Annotated in this window: 27 protein-coding genes and 3 pseudogenes; 11 read left to right on the top strand and 19 right to left on the bottom strand. The window is 59.3% G+C overall.

All coding sequences use genetic code 11. The features are described 5' to 3' along the window. Positions 1-36 precede the first annotated feature (36 nt). The 4 genes from HX793_RS12535 to HX793_RS12520 all read right to left on the bottom strand — a co-directional run bounded on the left by HX793_RS12535 (position 37) and on the right by HX793_RS12520 (position 4,201). The gene (locus tag HX793_RS12535) at positions 37-222 is read right to left on the bottom strand and encodes a hypothetical protein (RefSeq protein WP_095014919.1); all 186 of its coding nucleotides are present in this window, start codon (positions 220-222) and stop codon (positions 37-39) included. 194 nt (positions 223-416) lie between these two features. Continuing rightward, positions 417-962: a GNAT family N-acetyltransferase gene (locus HX793_RS12530; RefSeq protein WP_177053324.1), complete on the bottom strand. Its 546-nt coding sequence runs from the start codon at positions 960-962 to the stop codon at positions 417-419. 104 nt (positions 963-1,066) lie between these two features. Then, positions 1,067-2,173: an NADH:flavin oxidoreductase/NADH oxidase gene (locus HX793_RS12525; protein WP_016977925.1), complete on the bottom strand. Its 1,107-nt coding sequence runs from the start codon at positions 2,171-2,173 to the stop codon at positions 1,067-1,069. Positions 2,174-2,299: 126 nt separating this feature from the next. After that, complete coding sequence (locus HX793_RS12520; RefSeq protein ID WP_016977926.1) at positions 2,300-4,201, bottom strand: potassium transporter Kup; 1,902 nt, start codon at positions 4,199-4,201, stop codon at positions 2,300-2,302. A 410-nt stretch (positions 4,202-4,611) separates the two neighbouring features. Between HX793_RS12520 and HX793_RS31555 the strand changes: the two are divergent. The 7 genes and pseudogenes from HX793_RS31555 to tsaA all read left to right on the top strand — a co-directional run bounded on the left by HX793_RS31555 (position 4,612) and on the right by tsaA (position 9,381). After that, positions 4,612-4,936 (top strand): annotated as a pseudogene (locus HX793_RS31555) (type II toxin-antitoxin system RelE/ParE family toxin). Continuing rightward, on the top strand, positions 4,933-5,268 hold the full coding sequence (locus tag HX793_RS12510) for an addiction module antidote protein (protein WP_133074474.1): 336 nt from the start codon (positions 4,933-4,935) through the stop codon (positions 5,266-5,268). The pseudogene HX793_RS31555 and the gene HX793_RS12510 overlap by 4 nt, the downstream one beginning before the upstream one ends. 181 nt (positions 5,269-5,449) lie before the next feature. Beyond that, positions 5,450-6,790, top strand: coding sequence for a 30S ribosomal protein S12 methylthiotransferase RimO (gene rimO / locus HX793_RS12505; RefSeq protein WP_003231334.1), 1,341 nt, complete (start codon positions 5,450-5,452; stop codon positions 6,788-6,790). Positions 6,791-6,894: 104 nt separating this feature from the next. Beyond that, complete coding sequence (locus HX793_RS12500) at positions 6,895-7,368, top strand: GNAT family N-acetyltransferase (protein ID WP_016977927.1); 474 nt, start codon at positions 6,895-6,897, stop codon at positions 7,366-7,368. 71 nt (positions 7,369-7,439) lie between these two features. Further along, the gene (locus tag HX793_RS12495; RefSeq protein ID WP_177059359.1) at positions 7,440-8,150 is read left to right on the top strand and encodes an rRNA pseudouridine synthase; all 711 of its coding nucleotides are present in this window, start codon (positions 7,440-7,442) and stop codon (positions 8,148-8,150) included. Positions 8,151-8,220: 70 nt separating this feature from the next. Further along, a complete protein-coding gene (locus tag HX793_RS12490; RefSeq protein ID WP_016977930.1) occupies positions 8,221-8,682 on the top strand; it encodes a YehS family protein in 462 nt (153 codons plus the stop codon). Positions 8,683-8,685: 3 nt separating this feature from the next. Then, positions 8,686-9,381 (top strand): tRNA (N6-threonylcarbamoyladenosine(37)-N6)-methyltransferase TrmO, encoded by a 696-nt coding sequence (gene tsaA / locus HX793_RS12485; protein ID WP_177059360.1) that lies wholly within the window; start codon positions 8,686-8,688, stop codon positions 9,379-9,381. Between the two features lie 170 nt (positions 9,382-9,551). On the opposite strand, the gene fpr is transcribed toward tsaA, so the two are convergent. After that, positions 9,552-10,331: a ferredoxin-NADP reductase gene (fpr, locus tag HX793_RS12480; protein WP_003189055.1), complete on the bottom strand. Its 780-nt coding sequence runs from the start codon at positions 10,329-10,331 to the stop codon at positions 9,552-9,554. 124 nt (positions 10,332-10,455) lie between these two features. Between fpr and HX793_RS12475 the strand changes: the two genes are divergently transcribed. Continuing rightward, a complete protein-coding gene (locus HX793_RS12475) occupies positions 10,456-11,382 on the top strand; it encodes a LysR family transcriptional regulator (protein WP_003189054.1) in 927 nt (308 codons plus the stop codon). Between the two features lie 3 nt (positions 11,383-11,385). Here HX793_RS12475 and HX793_RS12470 read toward each other — a convergent pair whose 3' ends face one another. The 3 genes from HX793_RS12470 to HX793_RS12460 form a co-directional block, all read right to left on the bottom strand. Beyond that, the gene (locus HX793_RS12470; RefSeq protein WP_003172176.1) at positions 11,386-11,748 is read right to left on the bottom strand and encodes a diacylglycerol kinase; all 363 of its coding nucleotides are present in this window, start codon (positions 11,746-11,748) and stop codon (positions 11,386-11,388) included. A 75-nt stretch (positions 11,749-11,823) separates the two neighbouring features. Further along, complete coding sequence (gene erdR, locus HX793_RS12465) at positions 11,824-12,474, bottom strand: response regulator transcription factor ErdR (protein WP_177094826.1); 651 nt, start codon at positions 12,472-12,474, stop codon at positions 11,824-11,826. 139 nt (positions 12,475-12,613) lie between these two features. Beyond that, positions 12,614-13,333, bottom strand: coding sequence for a tRNA-uridine aminocarboxypropyltransferase (locus HX793_RS12460; protein ID WP_177053284.1), 720 nt, complete (start codon positions 13,331-13,333; stop codon positions 12,614-12,616). A gap of 179 nt (positions 13,334-13,512) precedes the next feature. Between HX793_RS12460 and HX793_RS12455 the strand changes: the two genes are divergently transcribed. After that, positions 13,513-13,947 carry a PA3611 family quorum-sensing-regulated virulence factor gene (locus HX793_RS12455; protein ID WP_016977934.1) on the top strand — a complete coding sequence of 145 codons (435 nt, stop codon included), beginning with the start codon at positions 13,513-13,515 and terminating at the stop codon, positions 13,945-13,947. Positions 13,948-14,223: 276 nt separating this feature from the next. Beyond that, positions 14,224-15,336 carry an LOG family protein gene (locus HX793_RS12450; protein ID WP_177094828.1) on the top strand — a complete coding sequence of 371 codons (1,113 nt, stop codon included), beginning with the start codon at positions 14,224-14,226 and terminating at the stop codon, positions 15,334-15,336. A gap of 62 nt (positions 15,337-15,398) precedes the next feature. Here the strand turns inward: HX793_RS12450 and recX are convergent, their stop codons facing one another. The 11 genes and pseudogenes from recX to HX793_RS12395 all read right to left on the bottom strand — a co-directional run bounded on the left by recX (position 15,399) and on the right by HX793_RS12395 (position 22,649). Then, a complete protein-coding gene (gene recX, locus HX793_RS12445; RefSeq protein WP_177059361.1) occupies positions 15,399-15,866 on the bottom strand; it encodes a recombination regulator RecX in 468 nt (155 codons plus the stop codon). An 8-nt stretch (positions 15,867-15,874) separates the two neighbouring features. Then, entirely contained in the window at positions 15,875-16,933 is a 1,059-nt protein-coding gene (recA, locus tag HX793_RS12440; RefSeq protein WP_003189042.1) for a recombinase RecA, read from the bottom strand. 84 nt (positions 16,934-17,017) lie between these two features. Beyond that, positions 17,018-17,518, bottom strand: a complete 501-nt coding sequence (locus HX793_RS12435) for a CinA family protein (protein ID WP_016977937.1) — start codon at positions 17,516-17,518, stop codon at positions 17,018-17,020. A gap of 81 nt (positions 17,519-17,599) precedes the next feature. Continuing rightward, positions 17,600-18,067: a lysis system i-spanin subunit Rz gene (locus tag HX793_RS12430; protein ID WP_177094830.1), complete on the bottom strand. Its 468-nt coding sequence runs from the start codon at positions 18,065-18,067 to the stop codon at positions 17,600-17,602. Beyond that, the gene (locus HX793_RS12425; protein ID WP_016977939.1) at positions 18,055-18,612 is read right to left on the bottom strand and encodes a glycoside hydrolase family 19 protein; all 558 of its coding nucleotides are present in this window, start codon (positions 18,610-18,612) and stop codon (positions 18,055-18,057) included. The genes HX793_RS12430 and HX793_RS12425 overlap by 13 nt, the downstream gene beginning before the upstream one ends. A 58-nt stretch (positions 18,613-18,670) precedes the next feature. Further along, a pseudogene (locus HX793_RS12420) lies at positions 18,671-18,856 on the bottom strand (MFS transporter); the annotation flags it as partial. A gap of 388 nt (positions 18,857-19,244) precedes the next feature. Next, positions 19,245-20,207 (bottom strand): DUF6242 domain-containing protein, encoded by a 963-nt coding sequence (locus HX793_RS12415; RefSeq protein ID WP_177094832.1) that lies wholly within the window; start codon positions 20,205-20,207, stop codon positions 19,245-19,247. 38 nt (positions 20,208-20,245) lie between these two features. Further along, positions 20,246-20,404: a zinc finger domain-containing protein gene (locus HX793_RS12410; protein WP_080589265.1), complete on the bottom strand. Its 159-nt coding sequence runs from the start codon at positions 20,402-20,404 to the stop codon at positions 20,246-20,248. After that, complete coding sequence (locus HX793_RS12405; protein WP_177053279.1) at positions 20,398-20,955, bottom strand: hypothetical protein; 558 nt, start codon at positions 20,953-20,955, stop codon at positions 20,398-20,400. Before HX793_RS12405 ends, HX793_RS12410 begins: the two co-directional genes overlap by 7 nt. 21 nt (positions 20,956-20,976) lie before the next feature. After that, positions 20,977-21,321 carry a phage holin family protein gene (locus HX793_RS12400; protein ID WP_016977943.1) on the bottom strand — a complete coding sequence of 115 codons (345 nt, stop codon included), beginning with the start codon at positions 21,319-21,321 and terminating at the stop codon, positions 20,977-20,979. Between the two features lie 593 nt (positions 21,322-21,914). Then, positions 21,915-22,649, bottom strand: a complete 735-nt coding sequence (locus HX793_RS12395; protein WP_016977944.1) for a LexA family transcriptional regulator — start codon at positions 22,647-22,649, stop codon at positions 21,915-21,917. 210 nt (positions 22,650-22,859) lie between these two features. Here HX793_RS12395 and mutS point away from each other — a divergent pair. Further along, a pseudogene (gene mutS / locus HX793_RS12390) lies at positions 22,860-25,019 on the top strand (DNA mismatch repair protein MutS); the annotation flags it as partial. Positions 25,020-25,031: the final 12 nt, after the last annotated feature.

Raw genomic sequence — 25,031 nt, 5'->3', positions numbered from 1 at the left:
GTTCCCACGCATGCGTGGGAACGTTCCCCCTGCGGCTCAGAACCGCGACACACTTTTCATCGCCCCAATCAAATAGCGCATCGCCACCTGATCGTTCTCGGTCAGGGCGCGGTACTGCGCCAGCAATTCCACTTCATCCGAACTCAGCCTTCGGCCACGCAAAGACACCCTGCGGGCCAGAAATGACGCCACCACACCCGCTACACCATAGGAACTGGCCATGGACTGCTTCTCCTGATATCCATCAAATACTCCCGTTGCCCATAACTGCCTCCCATGAAGCGCAATGCCTCAGTGAGTAAACCAACTGACTTCCTGGGCCAGAAATCAGGCTTACCCTAAGCGTAGAAACCTTATTGCCGAGCGTGGGACTTTTTTAGAGTAATCACTTAAATATTTGCTTCGGTAACAAAGACCTACAGCCTTTTCTCACCTATCGGTCGGTAGAGATGAATGTCATGGGGCTCTTGCGCAAACAGTTCAGGATCAGGTTGCGGCAGTAACAGGCAGCCTTGGCGTAGGTAAAAGTCCACGGTATTGCGCGATTCCGTGGCCGAGATATACAACGCATCCACTCCGGCTTGACGGCCGTGCTCACAAGCCAGCGCAAACAAACGCCCGCCCAACCCCAAGCCACGCGCCGCATGACTGACGTGCAGGAACTTCAGTTGGCGCATGCGCAGCTGCTGGTTATGGAGGGTGCGATTGTCCACCACCGCCGCCGCGACCAACGCGGGACCGTCGAATACACCCAGCAACCACCCGCCGCGTTTCAGGCAGGCATGCAACGCCACGGCGTCCTGTTCAGCTTCACCTTCGGGCCAACCGCGCATGTCGTGGTAAGCGGCGTACAACACCAACTGACCACCGTCCACGCGATAGCATTGGTGGATCAGCTCCGTGCGGTCGATGGTTGCCAGCAACGGGATATCACTTTCAGTTAACGCACGTTCCACCAGCATGATGGCCTCCTGCTTTTAGGCAACCAAGGATCAGGCTTGTGTTAAACACGAGCAAGAAAAAACCCACCGGATCAGGGTGGGTTTGGTGGGCACATCAGGCAGGTTCAGTCACGCAGGTCCGACTCATGAATCGGCTGATCCCGGTGCGTGGCACGCTGGTACTGAGCTGGCCAGATGGCCTTGCGTCCGCCCAGGTCATCGTCGGCATGCAACGGCCAGTACGGATCACGCAACAGCTCACGGGCCAGGAAGATAATATCGGCCTGGCAGGTGCGCAGGATGTGCTCAGCCTGGGCCGGCTCGGTGATCATGCCAACGGTGCCGGTGGCCATGCCCGACTCTTTGCGCACGCGCTCGGCGAAACGGGTCTGGTAACCGGGGCCGGTAGGGATCTCGGCGTTGGCCGCGGTGCCACCGGAGGAGACGTCGATCAGGTCCACCCCCAAGTCCTTCAGGCGACGCGCCAGCTCCACGGTTTCATCGGGGTTCCAGCCGTCTTCCACCCAATCGGTGGCCGACACCCGCACAAACAGCGGCAACTCCTGGGGCCAGACATCACGCACGGCCTGGGTCACTTGCAGCACCAGACGGATGCGGTTTTCGAACGAGCCGCCGTACTGGTCCTGACGCTGATTGCTGATCGGTGAGAGAAATTGATGCAACAGGTAACCATGGGCCGCGTGGATTTCCACCACTTCGAAGCCTGCGGTCAACGCGCGCTTGGCGGCGGCGACAAAATCGGCGATCACTTGCTGGATCTGGCCTTCGTCCAATGGCTTGGGCTGGGTGTGCTGAGGGTCGAAGGCAATCGGCGATGGCCCTACCGGCGTCCAGCCGCCGTCCTCCGGCTTGACGCTGCCGTGCTTGCCGATCCAAGGCCGGTGAGTGCTGGCCTTGCGCCCGGCGTGAGCCAGTTGAATGCCGGCCACCGCGCCTTGGGCCGCGATGAAACGCGTGATGCGTTGCAGCGGTTCGATTTGAGCGTCGTTCCACAGGCCCAGGTCCTGGGCGGTGATGCGGCCATCGGCAGTCACGGCGGTGGCTTCAGTGAAGATCAACCCGGCGCCGCCGACGGCACGGCTGCCGAGGTGTACCAGGTGCCAGTCATTCGCCAGGCCATCGACGCTTGAGTATTGGCACATGGGCGACACGGCGATGCGGTTGAGCAGGGTCAATTGACGGAGAGTATAAGGTTCGAGCAGCTGACTCATGGCGCACCTCTTCTGGTTCTGTGGGCACTATTCAAACAGTGCTTAGAGCCTAGTCGACAACGCTGGATTGCACAGGGTTCAGAAGGAAAAGCGGGGACCGATTGCCGGCCCCCGTATTGCAATAGCTTACATTTCGACCTGGGTGCCCAGCTCGATCACCCGGTTTACCGGGAGTTTGAAGAAGCGCAGGTTGCCGTTGGCGTTCTTCAACATAAAGGCGAACAAAGCTTCGCGCCAACGGGCCATGCCCTTGATCCGCGAGGCGATGACCGTTTCGCGGCTGAGGAAGTAGGTGGTGCGCATCGGGCTGAAGTCCAGGTCATCCAGATGGCACAATTTCAGCGCCTCCGGTACATCCGGCTCATCGGTGAAACCGAAGTGCAGGATCACGCGGAAGAAGCCTTCGCCGTAGGCATCCACCTCGAACCGCCGTGCAGCAGGTACGCGCGGAATATCCTCATAGACCACTGTCAGCAGCACCACTTGCTCATGCAATACCTGGTTGTGCAGCAGGTTGTGCAACAGCGCGTGAGGCACAGCGTCCGGGCGCGCGGTGAGGAACACGGCGGTGCCCTGCACGCGATGAGGCGGCTGCACGCGGATACTGCTGATGAAGATCGGCAGCGGCAGGCCACCTTCGTCGAGGCGTTCCACCAGCAATTGCTTGCCGCGCTTCCACGTGGTCATCAGCACGAACAGCACGATCCCCGCCAGCACCGGGAAGGCGCCGCCCTGGATGATCTTCGGCACGTTGGCGGCAAAGTACAGGCCGTCCACTAACAGGCAGCAGATCAGAACCGGTACTGCCAGGATCGGCGGCCATTTCCACAGCAGCAGCATCACTGCCGACACCAGAATGGTGGTCATCAACATGGTGCCCGTCACCGCCACGCCGTAGGCCGATGCCAGCGCGTTGGACGACTCAAAGCCCAGCACCAGCAGGATTACGCCCACCATCAGCGACCAGTTCACCGCGCCGATGTAGATCTGGCCCTGCTCGGCGCTTGAAGTGTGCTGAATGTGCATGCGCGGGATGTAACCCAACTGGATCGCCTGGCGTGTCAACGAGAACGCACCGGAAATCACTGCCTGGGAGGCAATCACCGTGGCCAGGGTAGACAACACCACCAGCGGGATCAGCGCCCAGCTCGGCGCCAGCAGGTAAAACGGGTTGCGCGCGGCCTCCGGGTCACCGAGCAGCATGGCGCCCTGGCCGAAATAATTGAGCACCAGCGCCGGCAGCACCAGCATGAACCAGGCGCGGGCGATGGGTTTGCGGCCGAAGTGGCCCATATCGGCGTACAGCGCTTCGGCGCCGGTCAGTGCCAGCACCACCGCGCCCAGGATGGCCACGCCAATGCCAGGATGCGCCTCGAAGAAGCGCACCGCCCACATCGGGTTCATCGCACTGAGTACTTCAGGGTGCAGGGTGATGCCATACACACCGAGGCCACCCAGCACCAGGAACCAAGTCACCATCACCGGCCCGAAGAGCTTGCCGATGTGGTCGGTGCCATGTTTCTGGATCAGGAACAGCGCCACGAGCACGACCAGGGCGATGGGCACGACCCATTTCTCCAGGCCGTCGAAGGCCAGTTCCAGGCCTTCAACCGCAGACAACACGGAGATCGCCGGGGTAATCATGCTGTCGCCGTAGAACAGCGCCGCGCCGCACAGGCCGCACACCACCAGGAAACTGCGCAACTTCTTGCGCTCCCCCGCCGCCCGTCGTGCCAGTGCCGTGAGCGCCATGATGCCGCCCTCGCCCTGGTTATCGGCACGCAGCACGAACAGCATGTACTTGATCGACACCACCCAGATCAGCGACCAGAAGATCAGCGCCAGGATCCCCAGCACACCGTCATGATTGACCTGAACCCCATAACCGCCGTTGAACACCTCTTTAAGGGTGTAGAGCGGGCTGGTCCCGATATCGCCGTAAACCACCCCGACCGCTGCCACCAGCATGCCAATCGGCTTGGCGTTTGACTGCTCGGCACCTGCTGCCTGACTACTCGCGTGACCCATCAACTACTCCTGCCCTTTGACCTGCGGTCTTTTATTAACAACGCGTCTAAGCTGACCCTAGCATGCGCTGTTTTACTTCTCGTAACAGACGTTTTGTTGACCTTAGGACTTTACCTACGCACAACGGCGCGAAGCATAGCGCAGCACTCGTCGCATTTCCCTGCTCAAGTGATTCGGGTTAGTTTTTCTGATGCCATTAAAAGAGATCAGGGCATTTTGGCGCCTATTTGCCTCCATTGATCACATCACGGCTGGCCGTATATTTTCGCCCGGCTCAATGTTGCTGCCTTAGCGGCGCATGCAGGCAGTCCCCGCAGGCTTATCCGATCAATAAACCATGCTCCTGCATGGCCCGCCCTGTCGATATAGAAACTCAATCATCGACCTGTCTCTTTTAAGGTACATTCCTCATGTACGAAGTGAAACACGTACTCTCCGTCAATGGCGTGGATATCTACCAAGCCTGGCTAGATACCGTGCAAGACACGCGTTCAAAAGCAAGAATCACCACAAGAGTGGACCGAGCGGCCCTTGGTCACTTTGGCATTACGGAGCCAGTGGGTGATGGCGTGTTTGAGATGACGCTCGACTTTGGGCCCGGATTTCGCGTGTATTACGCGATCCAGGATCGAAAAAATTGTTTTCCTGTTGGGCGGTGGCTCAAAGGCCAGACAGCAGAACGACATCCATCAGGCCAAGGCTCTCTGGAAATCTTACAAGGTGCAGCAAAAATGACTATTCGTACTCGCTCTCATGAAGACAGCGTCCTTGAAATGCTTCGAAACGACGAAGCCTTCGCCCTCGAATACCTTTCTGTCGCGCTTGAGGAAATCGATGAGGCAGGGGGGGAGGATGCATTCCTGGTCGCTGTCCGTCGAGTGGCAGAAGCGCGCGGCGGGATGCTCAGCTTGTCGCAGAATACGGGGCTCAATCGAGCAAATCTCTACAGATCCATCGCCGTTGGCGGCGACCCTAAGCTCTCCACCCTTCTGAAAGTGCTTCAGGCGTTAGGTGTAGGCATGTCTAAAGTTGTATCGCACCGCACGGAGCAAGACGTTCGGGCTTAAGAGTGGAGCAGCGGTTGTGGGAATGCATCCATGCAGCACTCGTCGCATTTCCCTGCATAAAGCTGGTCAAGTGCGTTGCCCGTCGCTAGAATTGCGCACTTTTTGATCAGAGGCGCACCAAGCGCCCGTCCGCAGCCTTGTCGTGCCCGACTGGCGGCGTCATTCAATACCGAGGTTAGACATGTCCACCACCATCGCAAAAGCCAACCCCAAGGTTGGCTTTGTTTCCCTGGGTTGCCCGAAGGCTCTGGTCGACTCCGAGCGCATCCTCACGCAACTGCGTATGGAAGGCTATGACGTTGTGTCCACTTACCAGGATGCCGACGTGGTGGTGGTCAACACCTGCGGCTTCATCGATTCGGCCAAGGCGGAATCCCTGGAAGTGATCGGCGAAGCGATCAAGGAAAACGGCAAGGTCATCGTGACCGGCTGCATGGGCGTGGAAGAAGGCAATATCCGCAACGTGCACCCGAGCGTGCTGGCGGTGACCGGTCCGCAGCAATACGAGCAGGTGGTCAACGCCGTGCACGAAGTGGTACCGCCGCGCCAGGACCACAACCCGCTGATCGACCTGGTGCCGCCGCAAGGCATCAAGCTGACCCCGCGCCACTACGCATACCTGAAGATTTCCGAAGGCTGCAACCATAGCTGCAGCTTCTGCATCATCCCGTCGATGCGCGGCAAGTTGGTCAGCCGTCCGGTCGGTGACGTGCTCGACGAGGCCCAGCGCCTGGTCAAGTCGGGCGTCAAGGAGCTGCTGGTGATCTCCCAGGACACCAGCGCCTACGGCGTCGACGTGAAGTACCGCACCGGCTTCTGGAACGGCGCGCCGGTGAAAACCCGCATGACCGAACTGTGCGAAGCCTTGAGCAGCCTGGGCGTATGGGTACGCCTGCACTACGTCTACCCGTACCCGCACGTGGACGAGCTGATCCCGCTGATGGCCGCCGGCAAGATCCTGCCGTACCTGGACATCCCGTTCCAGCACGCCAGCCCGAAAGTGCTCAAGGCCATGAAGCGCCCGGCGTTCGAAGACAAGACCCTGGCGCGTATCAAGAACTGGCGCGAAATCTGCCCGGAACTGATCATCCGTTCGACCTTCATCGTCGGCTTCCCCGGCGAAACCGAAGAAGACTTCCAATACCTGCTGGACTGGCTGACCGAAGCCCAACTGGACCGCGTCGGTTGCTTCCAGTACTCGCCGGTGGAAGGCGCTCCGGCCAACCTGCTGGACCTGGCCGTGGTGCCGGACGACGTCAAGCAAGACCGTTGGGAGCGTTTCATGGCGCACCAGCAGGCTATCAGCTCGGCACGCCTGCAACTGCGCATCGGCAAGGAAATCGAGGTGCTGATCGACGAAGTCGACGAGCAAGGCGCGGTCGGCCGTTGCTTCTTCGATGCACCGGAGATCGACGGTAACGTGTTTATCGACGATGCCAGCGGTTTGAAGCCGGGCGACAAGGTCTGGTGCACCGTGACCGATGCCGACGAATACGACTTGTGGGCTGAAAAGCGCGACTAAGCCGTAAATAAACCGAAAAAGCCCCGCCTCTGGACAAGATGCGGGGCTTTTTTAGGTCTATCGTTTTGCCCATCGACGCCAATCATCGGCAAGGGGCAGCGGGCATGCGTCAGCATTCGGTTATCCACACACCTAAAACCAGCGACTACATACAGTTGGCACAAATATGGGAAGACTCGGTCCGTGCGACCCACGACTTTCTACCGGACAGTTACATCGTATTGCTGAAGAACCTGGTGCTGACGCGTTACCTGGACGCTGTGATGTTGATCTGTACCAAAGACCCGCGCCAGCGTATCACCGGGTTTGCCGGCGTGGCGTCGGGCAAGGTGGAGATGCTGTTCATCGCCCCGCTGCATCGGGGCGAAGGCCTGGGTCGGCAACTGCTACGCTATGCGATCGAGCACCTGAACGCCGATGAGCTGGACGTCAACGAACAAAACCCCCAGGCCCTGGGTTTTTACTTCAAACAGGGGTTCGAAGTGATCGGACGCACGGAGCATGACGGCCTCGGGCAGCCCTATCCGTTGTTGCACATGCGTTTGCGCCAGGTGCAGCCGCAAGTGCGTCAAGGCTAAATGAAATGGGGCCGGGATTAACCGCGCCCACACAGGTACAATAGCTGCCCCCTTTTGCTACGGCCCTTGTCATGACTGACCCCATACGCCTCTCCAAACGCCTTATCGAACTGGTCGGTTGCTCCCGTCGGGAGGCTGAGCTGTTCATCGAAGGCGGCTGGGTCTCGGTGGACGGTGAAGTGATCGACGAACCACAGTTCAAGGTCACCACCCAAAAGGTCGAGCTGGATCCAGAGGCCAGGGCCACCGCACCCGAGCCGGTGACCCTCCTGCTGCACGCCCCGGCTGGGGTAGATGCCGAAACGGCCATGGCGTCGATCAGCGCCGATACCCTCTCGGAAGAACACCGCTTCGGCAAGCGCCCGCTCAAGGGCCACTTCCTGCGTCTGACCGCCAGCGCTGACCTGCAAGCCAAGGCCAGCGGCCTGCTGGTGTTTACCCAGGACTGGAAGATCCTGCGCAAGTTGACCGCCGATGCCGCCAAGATCGAGCAGGAGTACGTGGTGGAAGTGGAAGGCGACATGGTTGCCCACGGCCTCAATCGCCTGAACCACGGCCTGACCTACAAAGGCAAAGAGCTGCCGGCGGTCAAAGCCAGCTGGCAGAACGAAAACCGCCTGCGTTTTGCGATGAAAAACCCGCAGCCAGGCGTGATCGCGCTGTTCTGTGAAGCGGTTGGCCTCAAAGTCATTGCCATTCGTCGTATCCGCATTGGCGGCGTGTCCATCGGCAAGGTGCCGGTTGGCCAATGGCGTTACCTGTCCGGCAAAGAGAAGTTCTAAGCCGCTGCCCTTTTTCCCGATACCGCCTCTTTTGCGCGGTGTCCTCAGTTGAATACCAGGATTGCCCACCATGATTCACAATGACGTACTGCGCAGCGTGCGCTACATGCTCGACATCAGTGACAACAAGATGGTCGAGATCATCAAGCTCGGCGGCATGGACGTGACCAAGGACGACCTGCTGACCTACCTCAAGAAAGATGAAGAAGAAGGCTTCGTGTTCTGCCCGGATGACGTCATGGCGCACTTCCTCGATGGCTTGGTGATCTTCAAGCGCGGCAAGGACGAAAGCCGTCCGCCGCAGCCGATCGAGACCCCGGTGACCAACAACATCATTCTCAAGAAGCTGCGCGTGGCCTTCGAACTGAAGGAAGACGACATGCACGCCATCCTCAAGGCCGCCGAGTTCCCGGTGTCCAAGCCGGAACTGAGCGCGCTGTTCCGCAAGTTCGGCCACACCAACTATCGCCCGTGCGGCGACCAGTTGTTGCGCAACTTCCTCAAGGGTCTGACGCTGCGAGTTCGCGCGTAAGCCATGAGTTACAACGTCTCGCCCGTCGGCTTCGTGCGCTCCTGCTTCAAGGAGAAATTCGCCATCCCGCGCCAGCCGCAACTGGCACCCGCCGCCCGCGGCGTGCTGGAGCTGGTGGCGCCGTTCGACGGTGGCGAAGCTGTAGAGGGCCTGGAGCAGGTCAGCCATGTGTGGCTGCTGTTCCTGTTTCACCAGGCGCTGGAAGACAAGCCACGCCTGAAAGTGCGCCCGCCGCGCCTGGGTGGCAACACGTCCATGGGCGTGTTTGCCACCCGCGCCACCCACCGACCCAACGGCATTGGCCAGTCAGTGGTGAAATTGGACAAGGTGGAGCCTGGGCGGCTGTGGATCTCCGGGATTGATCTGCTGGACGGCACGCCGGTGCTGGATATCAAGCCGTATGTGCCGTATGCCGACATGGTCGACACGGCGACCAACGACATCGCGAGCGCCGCGCCGCAGCTGATTCCGGTGCAGTGGCTCAAGACCGCCCTGCAACAGGCACAAGGCCATGCGCAGCGCCTGGGCGAGCCGTTGGTGGCATTGATTGAGCAGTGTTTGGCGCAAGATCCGCGGCCGGCTTACCAGGTTCCTACGTCCGAACGTGAATACGGGGCGCAATTCTGGGACGTGGATGTGCGCTGGCACTATCCGGAACCGGGGATGATTTGTGTGCTGGAAGTGGTTCCCGCGCAGTAACCCTGCAGAAACGAAAAAGCCCCGCTTCTCGTAAGAGAGCGGGGCTTTTTTATGTTTTTGTAGGAGCTAGCTTGCTCGCGAAAAACGAACAGGCACCGCGTTGATTCAGGGCGCTGGCGTTATCGTTGACGTTCTTCGCGAGCAAGCTAGCTCCTACAAGTGACCCGAAGTCACTTCTCGACGAACGCACGCTCGATCAAGTAATCACCCGGCTCACGCATCCGTGGCGAAACTTTCAGGCCGAAGCTGTTCAACACTTCGCTGGTTTCGTCCAGCATGCTTGGGCTACCGCACAGCATGGCGCGGTCATCCTCGGGGTTGATCGGCGGCAGGCCGATGTCGCTGAACAGCTTGCCGCTGCGCATCAGGTCGGTCAGGCGGCCTTCGTTTTCGAACGGCTCGCGGGTCACGGTCGGGTAGTAGATCAACTTGTCACGCAGGGCCTCGCCGAAGAATTCGTTTTGCGGCAGGTGCTCGGTGATAAATTCGCGGTAGGCGACTTCGTTGACGTAACGCACGCCGTGGCACAGGATCACTTTTTCAAAGCGCTCGTAGGTTTCCGGGTCCTGGATTACGCTCATGAACGGCGCCAGGCCAGTACCGGTGCTGAGCAGGTACAGGTGTTTGCCCGGCTTCAAATCGTCAAGCACCAGGGTGCCTGTCGGTTTTTTGCTGATGATGATCTCGTCGCCTTCCTTCAAGTGCTGCAATTGGGAAGTCAGCGGGCCATCCGGGACCTTGATGCTGAAAAACTCCAGATGCTCTTCCCAGTTCGGGCTGGCAATGGAGTAAGCGCGCATGAGCGGGCGGCCGTTGGGCTGTTGCAGGCCGATCATCACGAACTGACCGTTCTCGAAGCGCAGGCCCGGATCGCGGGTGCACTTGAAGCTGAACAGAGTGTCGTTCCAGTGATGAACACTGAGGACACGCTCGTGGTTCATGTTGCTCATGTACGGGGGACTCCTGGAAATGGGTCTGCGCCAAAGATGGGATGCGCAATTGCACAGTATTCTAATGGCGGCGACAATATCTGTTAACTGGATTATTAAGATAAGGGTTATCGGTTATATCGATATGCGATTTACTCTCCGTCAACTGCAAGTCTTCGTCGCCGTCGCCCAGCAGGAAAGCGTCTCGCGCGCTGCTGGCCTTCTGGCCTTATCTCAATCCGCCGCCAGCACCTCGATCACCGAGCTGGAGCGCCAATCCAGCTGCCAATTATTCGACCGCGCGGGCAAGCGCCTGAGCCTCAACGCCCTCGGTCATCAGTTGCTGCCCCAGGCGGTGGCGCTGCTCGACCAGGCCAAGGAGATCGAGGACCTGCTCAACGGCAAGTCCGGCTTCGGTTCCCTGGCGGTGGGCGCCACCCTCACCATTGGTAATTACCTGGCGACCCTGTTGATCGGCAGCTTCATGCAGCAACACCCCGAGAGCCAAGTGAAGCTGCATGTGCAGAACACTGCGCATATCGTGCACCAGGTAGCGCACTACGAAATTGACCTGGGTCTAATCGAAGGAGACTGCAGCCACCCGGATATCGAGGTGCAAACCTGGGTGGAGGATGAACTGGTGGTGTTTTGCGCACCACAGCATCACCTGGCCAAGCGTGGCGTGGCGACCATGGACGAGTTGACCCACGAAGCGTGGATCCTGCGGGAACAAGGCTCAGGCACACGCCTGACCTTTGACCAAGCCATGCGCCATCACCGAAGTGCGCTCAATATCCGCCTGGAGCTGGAACACACCGAGGCGATCAAGCGGGCGGTGGAGTCGGGGTTGGGAATTGGCTGCATTTCGCGGCTAGCGCTGCGCGACGCATTCCGGCGTGGCAGCCTGGTGCCGGTGGAAACCCCGGACCTGGACCTGGCCCGGCAGTTCTACTTCATCTGGCATAAACAGAAATACCAGACCTCGGCGATGCGCGAGTTCCTGGAACTCTGCCGCGCCTTCACCGCTGGGGTTCAGCGCAGCGACGAGATCGTGCTGCCGAGCATTGCCTGAGGGTTAGATCAGGATCACGGCCCAGACCAGGGTGATCATGGTCAGCGCGACAAACTGCGCGGCGCTGCCCATGTCCTTGGCGTTTTTCGACAGCGGGTGGCGGTCCAGGGAAATGCGGTCGATTGCCGCTTCGACTGCCGAGTTGAGCAACTCGACAATCAACGCCAGCAAACACACCGCGATGAGCAACGCACGCTCGACCCGGCTCACATTCAGGAAGAAGCTCAATGGGATCAGGATCACGTTGAGCAACACCAACTGACGGAATGCCGCCTCGCCAGTGAAAGCTGCACGCAGGCCATCCAGGGAATACCCCCCCGCATTGAAGATACGTTTGATACCGGTTTGACCCTTGAAAGGCGACATAGACGTAGGCAACTGAACCAAAGAAGTGGGGAAACTAGATCACGCCAAGTCAAAAAAGCGTGAATCGATGACAGCTTAATGCTGCGAAATTGACTCAAGTTGTTGCAAGAGCAGCGCCGCCTGGGTGCGTGTCCGTACGCCCAGCTTGCGGAAGATCGCCGTGACGTGGGCCTTGATAGTGGCTTCCGACACGCTCAACTCGTAGGCAATCTGCTTGTTCAACAAGCCTTCACAGACCATGGTCAGCACCCGGAACTGCTGCGGTGTCAGGCTGGCAAGGCCATCACGGGCGGCCTTGGCTTCGTCGGACACGTTGATTTCTTCAAACGCTTGCGGCGGCCAGGACACATCGCCATCCAGCACGGTGCGTACAGCCTTCTGGATATCTTCCATCGCACTGGACTTGGGAATGAAACCGCTGGCGCCGAACTCCTTGGAGCGCACCACCACGTCGGCTTCTTCCTGGGCCGAGATCATTACCACGGGGATTTGCGGATATTGCCCGCGCAGCAGAACCAATCCGGAGAAACCGTAGGCACCGGGCATGTTCAGGTCGAGCAGCACCAGGTCCCAGTCGGATTTTTCGGTGAGGCGGGCTTCCAGCTCGGCAATGCTGGCCACTTCGACCAGGCGGACGTCCGGCCCAAGGCCCAAGGTCACGGCCTGGTGCAGCGCACTGCGAAACAACGGGTGGTCATCGGCTATCAGGATTTCGTATGTGGCCATTGATTAAATGATCCTGTTTTTTAGGGGTGCCCTGATCGGCGCCCAGCATGCCCAGCGTAGCCTGGAGGGTCAAGCACTACGCCCGTGGGCATTTTAGCGGGTTGCGGGTGCGTGGTGCCATCATGCAAACGTCGTCTGGTTATACCGTCGTAATATAGGGAGCAAGACGCGTGTGAACAGTATCCGTCGGATCCAGAGGCATCTGGAACTTGGCGGCCAGGTAGTGGGTGCTGAAGACATCCAGGTAGGCGTCCAGGACTTCACTGGCCACCCGATCATCGGCCAGTTCCAGACACAGCGCGGCGACCTCGGCGGTGCAAAAATGATCATCGCGTTTGGAACGACGCAGTTTGTAGCGCGATAGCTGCTCAGGCGCCAGGCTGAGCACCGGCAAATGCTCCAAGTAGGGGCTTTTGCGGAACATCTTGCGCGCTTCACTCCAGGTGCCGTCCAGCAGGATGAACAGTGGGCGCTTGCCCTCCGCCACCTTCACTTCGCTGACAACACGCTGCGGCGCGACGAATTCGCCAGGGAACACGATATAGGGCTGCCACTGCGGGTCGGCCAGCAAGGTCAGCAGTTCAGGATCGACCTCGGTGCGCGACCAGGCGAACGCCGTGGTGTCATCAATTACATCGGCGATCAGCCACCCTGTATTGCTGGGCTTCATCGGCTCGACGTCGTGCATCAGCAGGCACATGGCGGAATGGGCTTTGACCTTGGGCCGCCAGGCGCACAGGCAATATTCGGGGATGACACGGCAACCGGGACAGCGTTCGGCACGCGAACCACGGTTGAGGAACGGGCGGACGGCACGGGCCAGGCGCTGGGTGCGCAGACGGGAAACGGCGTGGCTCATCGGATGCGCCGGCAGGACGGGTAAATCGACACGGTGAAAACTCGTGGACGGCTGAAGTGGCGGCAGTTTACCAGCGATACGCCTGGCTGTAGTGGCAAGGGCTCACCTATAATTGCGCGCCACTGAACGCACAGCGCAGTGGCTGGTCTATGCACCAGTAACCGAATCAGGAGAGTTTCATGCTGCGTTCCATGCTGCGCCTTGTCGCCCCATCCGTCGCCCTCGCGCTGGTATTGCCCGTGTGCGCCCAGGCGGCCTCGCTGCTGGAGGCCCAAATGAACCGGAAGCTGCAAAGCGTCGCGGCTGAGAGCAACAAAGACCTGCCCCGGGAAATCGACGAAAAGACCCTGGAAGTGGCCTACACCGTTGAAGGCATGCAACTGATCGATCACCTGAGCGTCTTGCCCGACCGCGCCGAACAGATGCGCGCCAACCCCAAGGCGGTGTATTTCCAGCTCGGCCAGAGCGTGTGCCTGAACAAAGGCTACCGCGAGCTGATGGCCAAGGGCGCGGTGATGCGTTATGAAATTACTGAGAACAAGACCAACCGTCCTGTGGCCTCGGTGAAGTTCGTGGAAGCGGATTGCCCAGCACCGGCAAAAAAGAAAAAGTAATGGCTTGACCTCCGCGCGCTGCCGTCCGGTGGCGCGCACTCCCCCCCGCTTCAACGCCTTCAAGGCAGCTAGACTCTGTAGTGAGCAACCAATAAGTGGTTGCCAGCCAAGGGTTTTCCGGCCCATGATCAAGCCATCCTGACCGTTCATTCACAGCGTTTTTCATGCTGTTCTGTAACATTTTCAGGGCAAAAGAAGGTTGCCCCCTGCGGCAAACACCGACACAAGCAGTGTCGTCGCCTGCGGCGAAGGTGCCCTGCAAGAAGGAGAAGTTGAATGCCTTACGAACCGAATGACCGCCTGCTCCGACATTTCGAAGAACACGGCACCGACCTCACCCAGCAGGTCGACGCACAACTCCAGCTGATCGCCCCCAACAGCCCGAATATCCCCCTGTATCGCGACATGATCCTCACCGTGCTGCGCATGGCCCAGGACGACCGCAACCGCTGGAACGCCAAGATCACCCTACAAGCCATCCGCGAGCTGGACAATGCCTTCCGCGTGCTCGAACAGTTCAAGGGTCGCCGCAAGGTGACGGTGTTCGGCTCGGCACGCACCCCGGTAGAAAGCCCGTTGTATGCACTGGCCCGAGAAGTCGGCGCGGCACTGGCACGTTCAGACCTGATGGTGATTACCGGCGGCGGTGGCGGCATCATGGCCGCCGCCCACGAAGGCGCGGGCCTGGAACACAGCCTGGGTTTCAACATCACCCTGCCGTTTGAACAGCATGCCAACCCGACCATCGATGGCACCGAGAACCTGCTGTCCTTCCACTTCTTCTTTACCCGCAAGCTGTTCTTCGTCAAGGAAGCCGATGCCTTGGTGCTGTGCCCAGGCGGTTTCGGCACGCTGGATGAAGCGCTGGAAGTGTTGACACTGATTCAGACCGGCAAGAGCCCGCTGGTCCCGGTCGTGCTGCTGGACGCGCCAGGCGGCGGATTCTGGCAGGGCGCCCTGGACTTCATCCGCAGCCAGTTGGAAGCCAACCGCTACATTCTGCCCACCGACCTCAAGCTCATACGACTGGTTTACAGCGCCGAAGAGGCTGTGGACGAGATCAACCAGTTTTATGCCAACTTCCACTCCACGCGCTGGCTGAAACGCGAGTTTGTGGTGCGCATGAATCACCCGCTCAGTGAACGGGCATTGGCCCATTTGCAAGGCGAGTTCGCCAGCCTGCGACTGAGTGGAGAGTTCCAGCAGCTCGCGTACACCGGCGAGGAACATGATGAGCCGAGGTTCAGTCATTTGACGCGGCTGGTGTTCAATTTCAACGGGCGTGACCAGGGCCGGCTGCGGGAGTTGGTGGATTACATCAACCTGCCGGAGAACTGGGCGCAGGCTCAGGGCAAGGCGCAGCAGCGGGTGGCGCCGGAGCCGGCGTGATTTTTTGAGGGCAAAAAAAAGACCCACTATTTTCATAGTGGGTCTTTTGTTTGTTCGGTCGATCAGTCGTCCATGTCCCGACCGCTCAATAAACGACTGATCATCTCCATCGAAAACCCGCGATAGCTGAGGAATCGTCCCTGCTTCGCTCGTTCCCTGGCATCAATCGGAAGATGACCAGAGAACTTGCGCCGCCAGGTGTCCTCCAACTGCGCCTGCCAACTGATCCCGCACTCGCGAAGGGCAAGATCGATATCAGCACGTTGCAGACCACGCTGGCTCAACTCTTCGCGAATACGCGCAGGGCCGTAGCCGGAGCGGGCTCGGTAGGAAACAAAACTTTCGAGGTATCGGGCTTCGGAAAGCAGCCCCTCTTCCGTCAAGCGGTCGAGGGCGCTTTCGATCATCTCGGGCTCTGCGCCGCGCTGACGCAATTTACGCGTCAGCTCGACTCGACCATGCTCGCGGCGAGCGAGCAGGTCCATTGCAGTGCGCCGAACAGCGACGAGTGTATCCAGTACAACTGTCATCGCGCGCTTCAGATGTCAGTGTCAGCTTCTTCCACTTCTTCAACCGGCTCGCGGTTGGCGGCAGCTTTCACGTCTGGAGCGGCGGTCAGCAGCTTGTCGCGAATCTGTTTTTCAAGCGTGGCGGCGATGTCCGGGTTGTCTGCCAGGAACTTGGCCGAGTTGGCCTTGCCTTGGCCGATCTTACTGCCGTTGTAGGCATACCAGGCACCGGATTTCTCGACGAAACCGTGCAGCACGCCCAGGTCGATCATCTCGCCGTTCAGGTAGATGCCCTTGCCGTAGAGAATCTGGAACTCGGCCTGACGGAAAGGCGGGGCCACTTTGTTCTTCACGACTTTAACGCGGGTTTCGCTACCGACAACCTCGTCACCTTCTTTCACCGCGCCGGTACGGCGGATGTCCAGACGGACCGACGCGTAGAACTTCAGCGCGTTACCACCGGTGGTGGTTTCCGGGCTGCCGAACATCACGCCGATCTTCATACGGATCTGGTTGATGAAGATCACCAGGCAGTTGGCGTTCTTGATGTTACCGGTGATCTTACGCAGTGCCTGGGACATCAGACGGGCTTGCAGGCCCACGTGCATGTCACCCATTTCGCCTTCGATTTCAGCCTTGGGCACCAGGGCGGCCACGGAGTCGACCACGATCACGTCGATGGCGTTGGAGCGCACCAGCATGTCGGTGATTTCCAGGGCTTGCTCACCAGTGTCCGGCTGGGAAACCAGCAGGTCGTCAACGTTGACGCCCAGTTTGCCAGCGTACTCAGGGTCCAGGGCGTGCTCGGCGTCGACGAACGCACAGGTGGCGCCCATTTTCTGCGCCTGGGCAATCACCGACAGGGTCAGGGTGGTTTTACCGGAAGATTCAGGGCCGTAGATTTCAACGATACGGCCTTTTGGCAGGCCGCCAATGCCGAGAGCAATGTCCAGACCCAGAGAGCCAGTAGAAATAGCCGGGATCGCCTGACGGTCGTGATCGCCCATACGCATTACGGCACCCTTGCCGAATTGACGTTCGATCTGACCCAGGGCCGCAGCCAAGGCTTTCTTCTTGTTGTCGTCCATTAAAGTCCTCACGTAATCAATAAGGCCGGGGCGGCCAACACCTGTATAAGTAGACAGTATTGTTCCACAAAGATCGGAGATCGCCTACCCCTGATTTTCTATTTCTGCTGCAGCTCGTCGCAACAAGCCCTCTAGCGCGGCCTTTACCGTTTGTCGGCGGACCTCGTCGCGGTTGCCGGTGAAGTGCTCAAGCTCGGCTGTGACCTCATCGCCGACGCCGAAAGCCAGCCACACCGTGCCCACCGGTTTGTCCGGCGAACCGCCATCAGGGCCCGCGACGCCACTGACCGCCACGGCAAAGCGCGCCAGGCTTTTTTCCTGTGCACCACGCACCATTGCCTCCACCACTTCCTGGCTGACGGCGCCGGCTTTTGGAAACAACGTTTCCGGCACATTCAACTGGCGGGTCTTCTGGCGGTTGGAATAGGTGACATACCCCGCCTCGAACCAGGCCGAGCTTCCCGGAATCCGCGTGATAGCTTCCGCGATTCCGCCGCCGGTGCAGGACTCGGCGGTGGTGACGTGGGCATTGAGCACCTGCAAACGGCGCCCTAGTTCAGCAGCCAGTTGAGTGATTTCCTTCACGGTCGTCTCCAGTCGTGGGCGGGGGTTCGCCTACCCTACAGGAGACAATCTCACACGCAAGTGACGGACTGTCTCAAGACACTAACGGGCGACGGCTCGCACATACGCCTGGCAGGCACGCAAGGCAATCAGGGCGCTGTCGCCGTCGTCGGTGATGCGGATAATTCGCTGAGCATGCGCTGGGTCAAGTCGGGCTCGCGGGGCTGCATGAACCACGCTGCCGGCGGCGGTGGCGGTGGCGGCTGGCATTGGGCAGCCACTGGGAGCGTCGAGAAGGACTGACAGCCGCACATCAGCACTGGCAATGCGGTCACGCAAAGCTGCTTGAGTACGTTGGGCATCGCTCAACTCCCGGGCATGTTGTTGGTCGATGGCACTGAGCTGTTGCTCAAGGGCCAGCCGTCTGTCTTGCTCGGCCTGCTGTAGATGCAGGGCTTTCTGGGTCTGTACGGCCGACAAGCGTTCAATCTGTGTCCCGTACCGCCACGCCTGCACCTGCCAGACAACGACCACCAGCACGCATACGCCAATCGCAACTAAGAAACGCATAACACCGCCTTCGCCCGCGCCCACAACTGCAAACGGTCCTCCAGGCCATTGAGCCCGCCGTTGATACGCCGGGTGATGGTGGTGAACTGGTCCTTGTCGGCGAGTTCATTCAAGCCATTGCTTTGCCAGAACCAGGCGGCGGATTCACAGGCCCATTGTGGTTGCTCCAGTAATTCGGGTTGTTGCAGCAAGCGATCATCGCCGAACAACGCTTGGCTGCATGCCAGGTAGTTGCGGCGACCGGTGACCTGGATCAGCCCCCTGCCCCGGTACTTCTGGCCGTCGCCGTCCGCTTCAGGCGTATTGCCCAGGCGCGCTGCCAACGTACCGGTGTCGTACTTGCTCAAATAAGTATCGCTGCCGAGTTCGCGCACGTAGTGCAGTTCGCCGGATTCGTGGCCGATCTGCGCGAGAAAAGCAGCAGCGCGCAGTACGCTGTTGATTTCGTACCGAACAAAAGTCGCATTCAGCGCGGTTGAAAAAAGGCCCGCCATACGGCGAGCGCCTGGCATGATTTGAATCAATTGAGGCTGCGTTATCAACACCACAGTCACCTTGAAAGCCCCTCTAGGTAGACAAACCAACGTCCGTGTTGGAACTGCGATAGGCACTGACCATTCCAGCCAGGTGCAACGAACTCGCGCCCCCAGTGATTGAGAAGATCACCCAGGTACGCCAATTCGCCAGGTCGTCCTTGTGCCACCAACTGGCGATCACCGCCCCAACGAGGCCCGCAATCAACAATTCGAACCTGTCGATCTTGTCGAGCAGGCGCTGTAAATACTCCATGCGCTCGACTCCGTGGGGCATGACTTGAATTGGAACGGACCCAGCAGCACTCCCAGCTCGGAGCAATGGGTGTGGTGGAGCCGAAAACGAAAAGGCCCCGATCATGTCGAGGCCCTGAATAGGTGCGCGGTCTTTCCCGCTGTCAGCCAAAGACCAGCCCAGCGTCGACGCCCCAATGCATCGATCTCGCCAATCCAGTCTCGCGCCACTCTGGAAGTCTGGTGTGAACAGAGCGCACGGGCTGCCGGTTTTTTTCCGTAGCGCTGCACTACCGGCTTATCAGCGTCCAGGCATCCCCCGAAGGGCCACCCTGGCTGTGGCGAGCCTGAATCAGAAATGAAAAAGCCCAGCGCGACGGCTGGGCTCTATTACGCAGGGAGGTAGAAGATCATGGAGTCCAGTAAGCAATCTTGCCGCCTGCACCAACAGCTACAAAATTGCCGTTGCCGTAGGCGACGCTCCGGATATCGGTTCCTGCGAAAGTGTTGGCTTGCTGAACCCAGCCGATCCCATCCTCGGAAACGGCTGTCTTGCCGCCGTCGCCGACAGCTACATACTTGCCATTACCGTAAGCAATGTCGCGGATGATGGTTCCACCGAAACTGGTATCTCCAACAGCAGTCCAGTTAAGCCCATCGGATGAATATGCCATCTTGCCATCCGCACCAACGATAAACATTTTCCCGTTGCAAAGCTTCATGGAAAGGATGGTGCTAGTGCCGAAGGTGCTGATTCTGCTCCCGAATGATTGCGAATCACCCGTCGCCATCTTCACAGCGCTAAGCAGCTTCCCATTCGATCCCGCAACCAACACAAAAACGCCAATGACGTTGACGCAGTGCACAGTCTCGCCAGAAGTGAAGGTCGTAGTGCGCTCCACCTGGCCTGACCAATCGCCATAACGGGAAAAGACTTTACCGTTAGACCCAACCAGTATCCAGGTCGCGTCGGTGCCGGAAATTGGCTGATAATACACAATGCCTTGCAAGTCTCCGGACACGCGAACAGTTGCCGTAATGTTTGTCCAAGCCCTTTCAGGGCGTGCTGTGCTGCCGTAGACCACATTGCCGGATTGAGAAAGGGCTTGAAGCTGTGTCCCAAGACCGTTCCAGTACAGATCGTTGAGGACCTTTCCGCTATCAGAGGTGACGACGTCCTTAAGCTTGGTCCACGCTGTACCAGTCGCGCCTCCGCTGACAACCTGAGTGGTTGTGGGAAGACCGTTGCCACCAGCCGCATAAAACTTGCCGTCCCCAAAAACCACGCGCCTAAGCATGCCGGTGTTATCCACCGGTTGCACTTGGGTCCAAAGATCTTGCAAGGTTTGAGACGCCGAATTTGCGTTTTCCATTTTAAACTCCGTTACTGAGCTGATTTAAGTTCAGGCCTCTATATTGGGCGTATGGCGCTCATCGGCGATTGCTCGAGGCTCGCGGCCTTCACATGATTCAGCGTCCCACATCGGGAACATTTGATCTGGAGCTCTGTAAACCCACCCGTGCGGGCGAGAAGTCGGTTGCAGTTACCGCATCTGAATTCTTTCAACATCTGCAAATTCCTTTTACTGAACCACCTTTTCCGTGTGATTGAGTAGGAAGCGGCGTTACATTCGCCGCCCTCTCACACCCACCTACACACAGGTCCGTAGACGGCGGCATGCCTGCGGGATCTTTGAGCAGAGACAGTCCGAGGTAGAAGTTCTGGGCGAAGGATACAATCCAAGTGTCATAGTCCGTTTCCGCGCTGGTGAGCACGGAAGGTGCCGCGACAATCGCGGTGGGCAGGTCACATTGATCGGGCGGCAGGCCCCAGCGGTTATCCAGGGCCAAATCCATCAGTCGGCTGGCCAGGTCGCAGGCGTCAAAGGGCGCCGAGCCACTGACGACCGTGGCCCTGAGTGAAACCGACAAGGCATGCGCCTTGCGCCCGGCAAGGGAGCGAACGCCCGGGCCATTGCGCTCCACGCTGATCAAAATGCCGGTTTTGTCGCCCGAGTCGGAGAGGTCATGGTGATTACCGACCCGTAGTTGTGGGAACGCGCGCTTCAGCGCGTCGCCAATCGCCACAGGCAGTTGGGAAGGTTTTTCGAGAAGTGTCATCTGCTTGCATCCTTGCAGCGGTTACTGCTGATCCGGGCGAGAGGTTGGGGTCTCGTTGACCCCGATGCGCTTGGCTGCCCAACGCTCATAAAGGCCGATGGCCACGTCCGCACCGGCCATGGCGGTCAGGCAACCAATGGCCCCGGCGGTCCAGATCGACATGCCGGCGGCGTAGCACAGCATCAATGCCGATACCCCGCAGACCATGCACGCCCCAGACCGCAGCGCCAGGCGCCGGATCAGCGACCAACCACGGGCGCCCTCCTTATCGGCGCGCCACATTTCGCCGGATACACCGCCGATCAGCGCCAGTACGATTACCAGCCAGATAGGCATTTCCGCTAACGCTTGCTGCTCGTTTGTCATGTCACGCCTCCTGGCTGAGCACTACCGGCACAGGGCCGGCTCTTGGGTAATCCATGTAGGTAGGCATTCCAAAAAGCCCGGTTACCCGGGCCTTTCAGTAATGCGGTCCAAACTTGATCTTTCGGCGCTACTGGCGCGGTACGGATCTTTCCTCGATGTTTTTCCGACCACGATCCCTGTCTGCCGGATAACTGCTTCTGGTGCTTTACGCTGCACACCCGGGTCAGTTGCCAACCCTCTGAACCATTAAGGCCGGTTCATCGCTGCCTGTTTGTTAAGCGGTGAAACTAAAGAGCGTCGGCATCCTTGCCGGTGTTGCTGGCGTCCTTGCCATCGCTCGGATGGCGTCCTTGCCGGTGCTGCGTGACTTCCTTGTGTTGACTGGCAGCATCCTTGCCGCCTCCACCAGACCTTGTTGGCTGGCTTGAGATGAAGAATATGCATGTATGCATATACAGTCAATGCACAAATGCATTTATTTTTGATATGCAAATGCATGAATGCATTTTTGTCCTTATGGGCAGCGGGTTTGGTGGTTTTTCCCAGGCGAAAAAAAGCCCGCTCGTTGGCGGGCTTTGTCTTACAGAAGAAGGTTAACGGGCGTACATACCCCACCAGAACACATGACCCAGGATACTGATCTGCTCATCCTGGATATCCTGGAAGCTGTAGTCCTCATCCGGGTGCTCATCGCGATTGAAACTGCGCAGGCGAATCCCGGAAGGCAGGCGGTAGAGCTGTTTCACCCGCAATTGGCCGTTGTGGTTGATGGCATACAAGTCACCATCGACGATGTCACCAATGCCACTCTTGCCCGCATTCACCCCGACCGTCGCGCCATCGCGCAGCACCGGCAACATGCTGTTGCCGCGTACCGTCACGCACTTGGCCTGGTCGAACTGTACACCGTTATGCCGCAGGCTGCGCTTGCCGAACCGCAGGCTGGCTTTCTCGCTTTCCTCGATGACGAATCTTCCTGATCCAGCAGCCAATTCAACCTCGCGCAGAAAGGGGATCGACACCTCGTCATCATTAACGGGGGTGTCATCGTCCCACAGGCTTATGTCCTTGAGTTCCGAATGCATCGGGTCGCGCCCGTCCTCCCGCGAAACGCCCACCGCCACGCGCCCGCGCAGTTGGTCGGTGCTCACGCGGAAGTACTCGGCGATGCGGGAAATGTGCTTGTCCGACGGATCAACGATCTTGCCGCTGAGGATCCGGGACAGCGTGGATTGAGGCACGCCGGTACGCCGGTGAAGCTCCGTGGGGGAGATCCGGTCGCGGTCCAGCAGTTCGCGTAAGACGATAGAAACGTTGCGTTTTTGCATAACGGGGATAGTGACGAGAGATTTCGGGGTTGGCAAATGCTAATTTGCATTATTTATGCATAACCGATGCATTTCTTGGGCCCTTTTAAGTGTGATGATGTGGACTGCGAACCGCAGACCTCGCGTGTTAACCTTGCGCCCATCGCAAAATCGCAGGGCGGAATGCCCCACCTTTGCCCCACTCCTTTCAACGAATTTGCCTACGACCCAATGAGTAAAACCACTTCAGACCTGTCCTCCCACACTCCGATGATGCAGCAGTACTGGCGGCTCAAGAACCAGCACCCTGATCAGTTGATGTTCTACCGCATGGGCGACTTCTACGAGATTTTCTACGAAGACGCGAAGAAGGCCGCCAAGCTGCTGGATATCACCCTGACGGCGCGTGGGCAATCGGCGGGGCAGTCGATTCCGATGTGTGGGATTCCTTACCACTCGTTGGAAGGTTACCTGGTCAAGCTGGTGAAGTTGGGCGAGTCGGTGGTGATCTGTGAGCAGATCGGCGACCCGGCCACCAGCAAGGGGCCGGTGGAACGTCAGGTGGTGCGTATTATCACGCCGGGGACGGTGAGTGATGAGGCGCTGCTGGATGAGCGTCGCGACAACCTGATTGCGGCGGTGTTGGGCGATGAGCGTCTGTTTGGCCTGTCGGTGCTGGACATCACCAGCGGCAACTTCAGCGTGCTGGAGATCAAGGGCTGGGAAAACCTTCTGGCGGAGCTGGAGCGTATCAATCCGGTGGAGTTGTTGATCCCGGATGATTGGCCAAAGGATTTGCCGGCAGAAAAACGCCGTGGGGCCAAGCGCCGTGCGCCGTGGGATTTCGAGCGTGACTCGGCGCTGAAAAGTCTGTGCCAGCAGTTTTCGGTGCAGGACCTTAAAGGCTTCGGTTGCGAAACCCTGACCCTGGCCATCGGTGCCGCCGGTTGCTTGCTGGGTTACGCCAAGGAAACCCAACGCACGGCCTTGCCGCATTTGCGCAGCCTGCGCCATGAGCGTCTGGACGATACCGTGGTGCTCGATGGCGCGAGCCGTCGCAACCTGGAGCTGGACACCAACCTGGCCGGCGGGCGTGACAACACCCTGCAATCGGTGGTCGACCGTTGCCAGACCGCCATGGGTAGCCGTTTGCTGACCCGTTGGTTGAACCGTCCTCTGCGCGACTTGAGCGTGCTGCAGGCGCGTCAGACCTCTATTACCTGCCTTCTGGACGGTTATCGCTTTGAAAAGCTGCAGCCACAGCTGAAGGAAATCGGCGATATCGAGCGCATCCTGGCGCGGATCGGCCTGCGTAACGCGCGTCCGCGTGACTTGGCGCGCCTGCGTGACGCCCTCGGTGCCTTGCCACAATTACAAGCGGCGATGACCGAACTGGACACGCCACACCTGCAACAGCTCGCGGTCACCGCCGGTACTTACCCAGAACTGGCGGCGTTGCTGGAAAAAGCCATCATCGACAACCCGCCCGCGATCATCCGCGACGGCGGCGTCTTGAAGACCGGTTACGACAGCGAGTTGGACGAACTGCAAGCTCTGAGCGAAAACGCCGGGCAGTTCCTGATCGACCTGGAAGCCCGCGAAAAAGCCCGTACCGGCCTGGCCAACCTGAAAGTCGGCTACAACCGCGTGCACGGTTACTTCATTGAGTTGCCGAGCAAGCAGGCCGAGTCGGCGCCCATCGACTATCAACGTCGCCAGACGCTCAAAGGTGCAGAGCGGTTTATCACCCCTGAGCTGAAAGAGTTCGAAGACAAGGCACTGTCGGCCAAGAGCCGTGCCCTGGCTCGAGAAAAGATGCTCTATGAGAACCTGCTGGAAGACCTGATCAGCCAGTTGGCACCGCTGCAGGATACCGCCGCCGCCCTGGCCGAGCTGGATGTGCTGAGCAACCTGGCCGAGCGCGCGCTGAACCTTGACCTGAACTGCCCGCGCTTTGTCAGCGAGCCGTGCATGCGCATCGTGCAAGGTCGCCACCCGGTCGTAGAGCAGGTGTTGACCACGCCGTTCGTCGCCAACGACCTGTCGCTGGGCGACGATACCCGCATGCTGGTGATCACCGGTCCGAACATGGGCGGTAAATCCACCTACATGCGTCAGACCGCTTTGATTGTGCTGTTGGCGCACATCGGCAGCTTTGTGCCGGCGGCCAGTTGCGAGCTGTCCTTGGTGGATCGCATTTTCACCCGGATCGGCTCCAGCGATGACCTGGCCGGTGGCCGTTCGACCTTTATGGTGGAGATGAGCGAAACCGCCAACATCCTGCATAACGCCACCGAACGCAGCTTGGTGCTGATGGACGAAGTGGGCCGCGGCACCAGCACCTTCGACGGCCTGTCCCTGGCTTGGGCGGCGGCCGAACGCCTAGGGAAACTCTGAAAAAGA

The sequence above is a fragment of the Pseudomonas reactans genome (assembly GCF_013387025.1).
Taxonomy (GTDB): Bacteria; Pseudomonadota; Gammaproteobacteria; order Pseudomonadales; family Pseudomonadaceae; genus Aquipseudomonas; species Aquipseudomonas reactans.
This window is presented reverse-complemented; position numbering and strand designations above follow the sequence as displayed.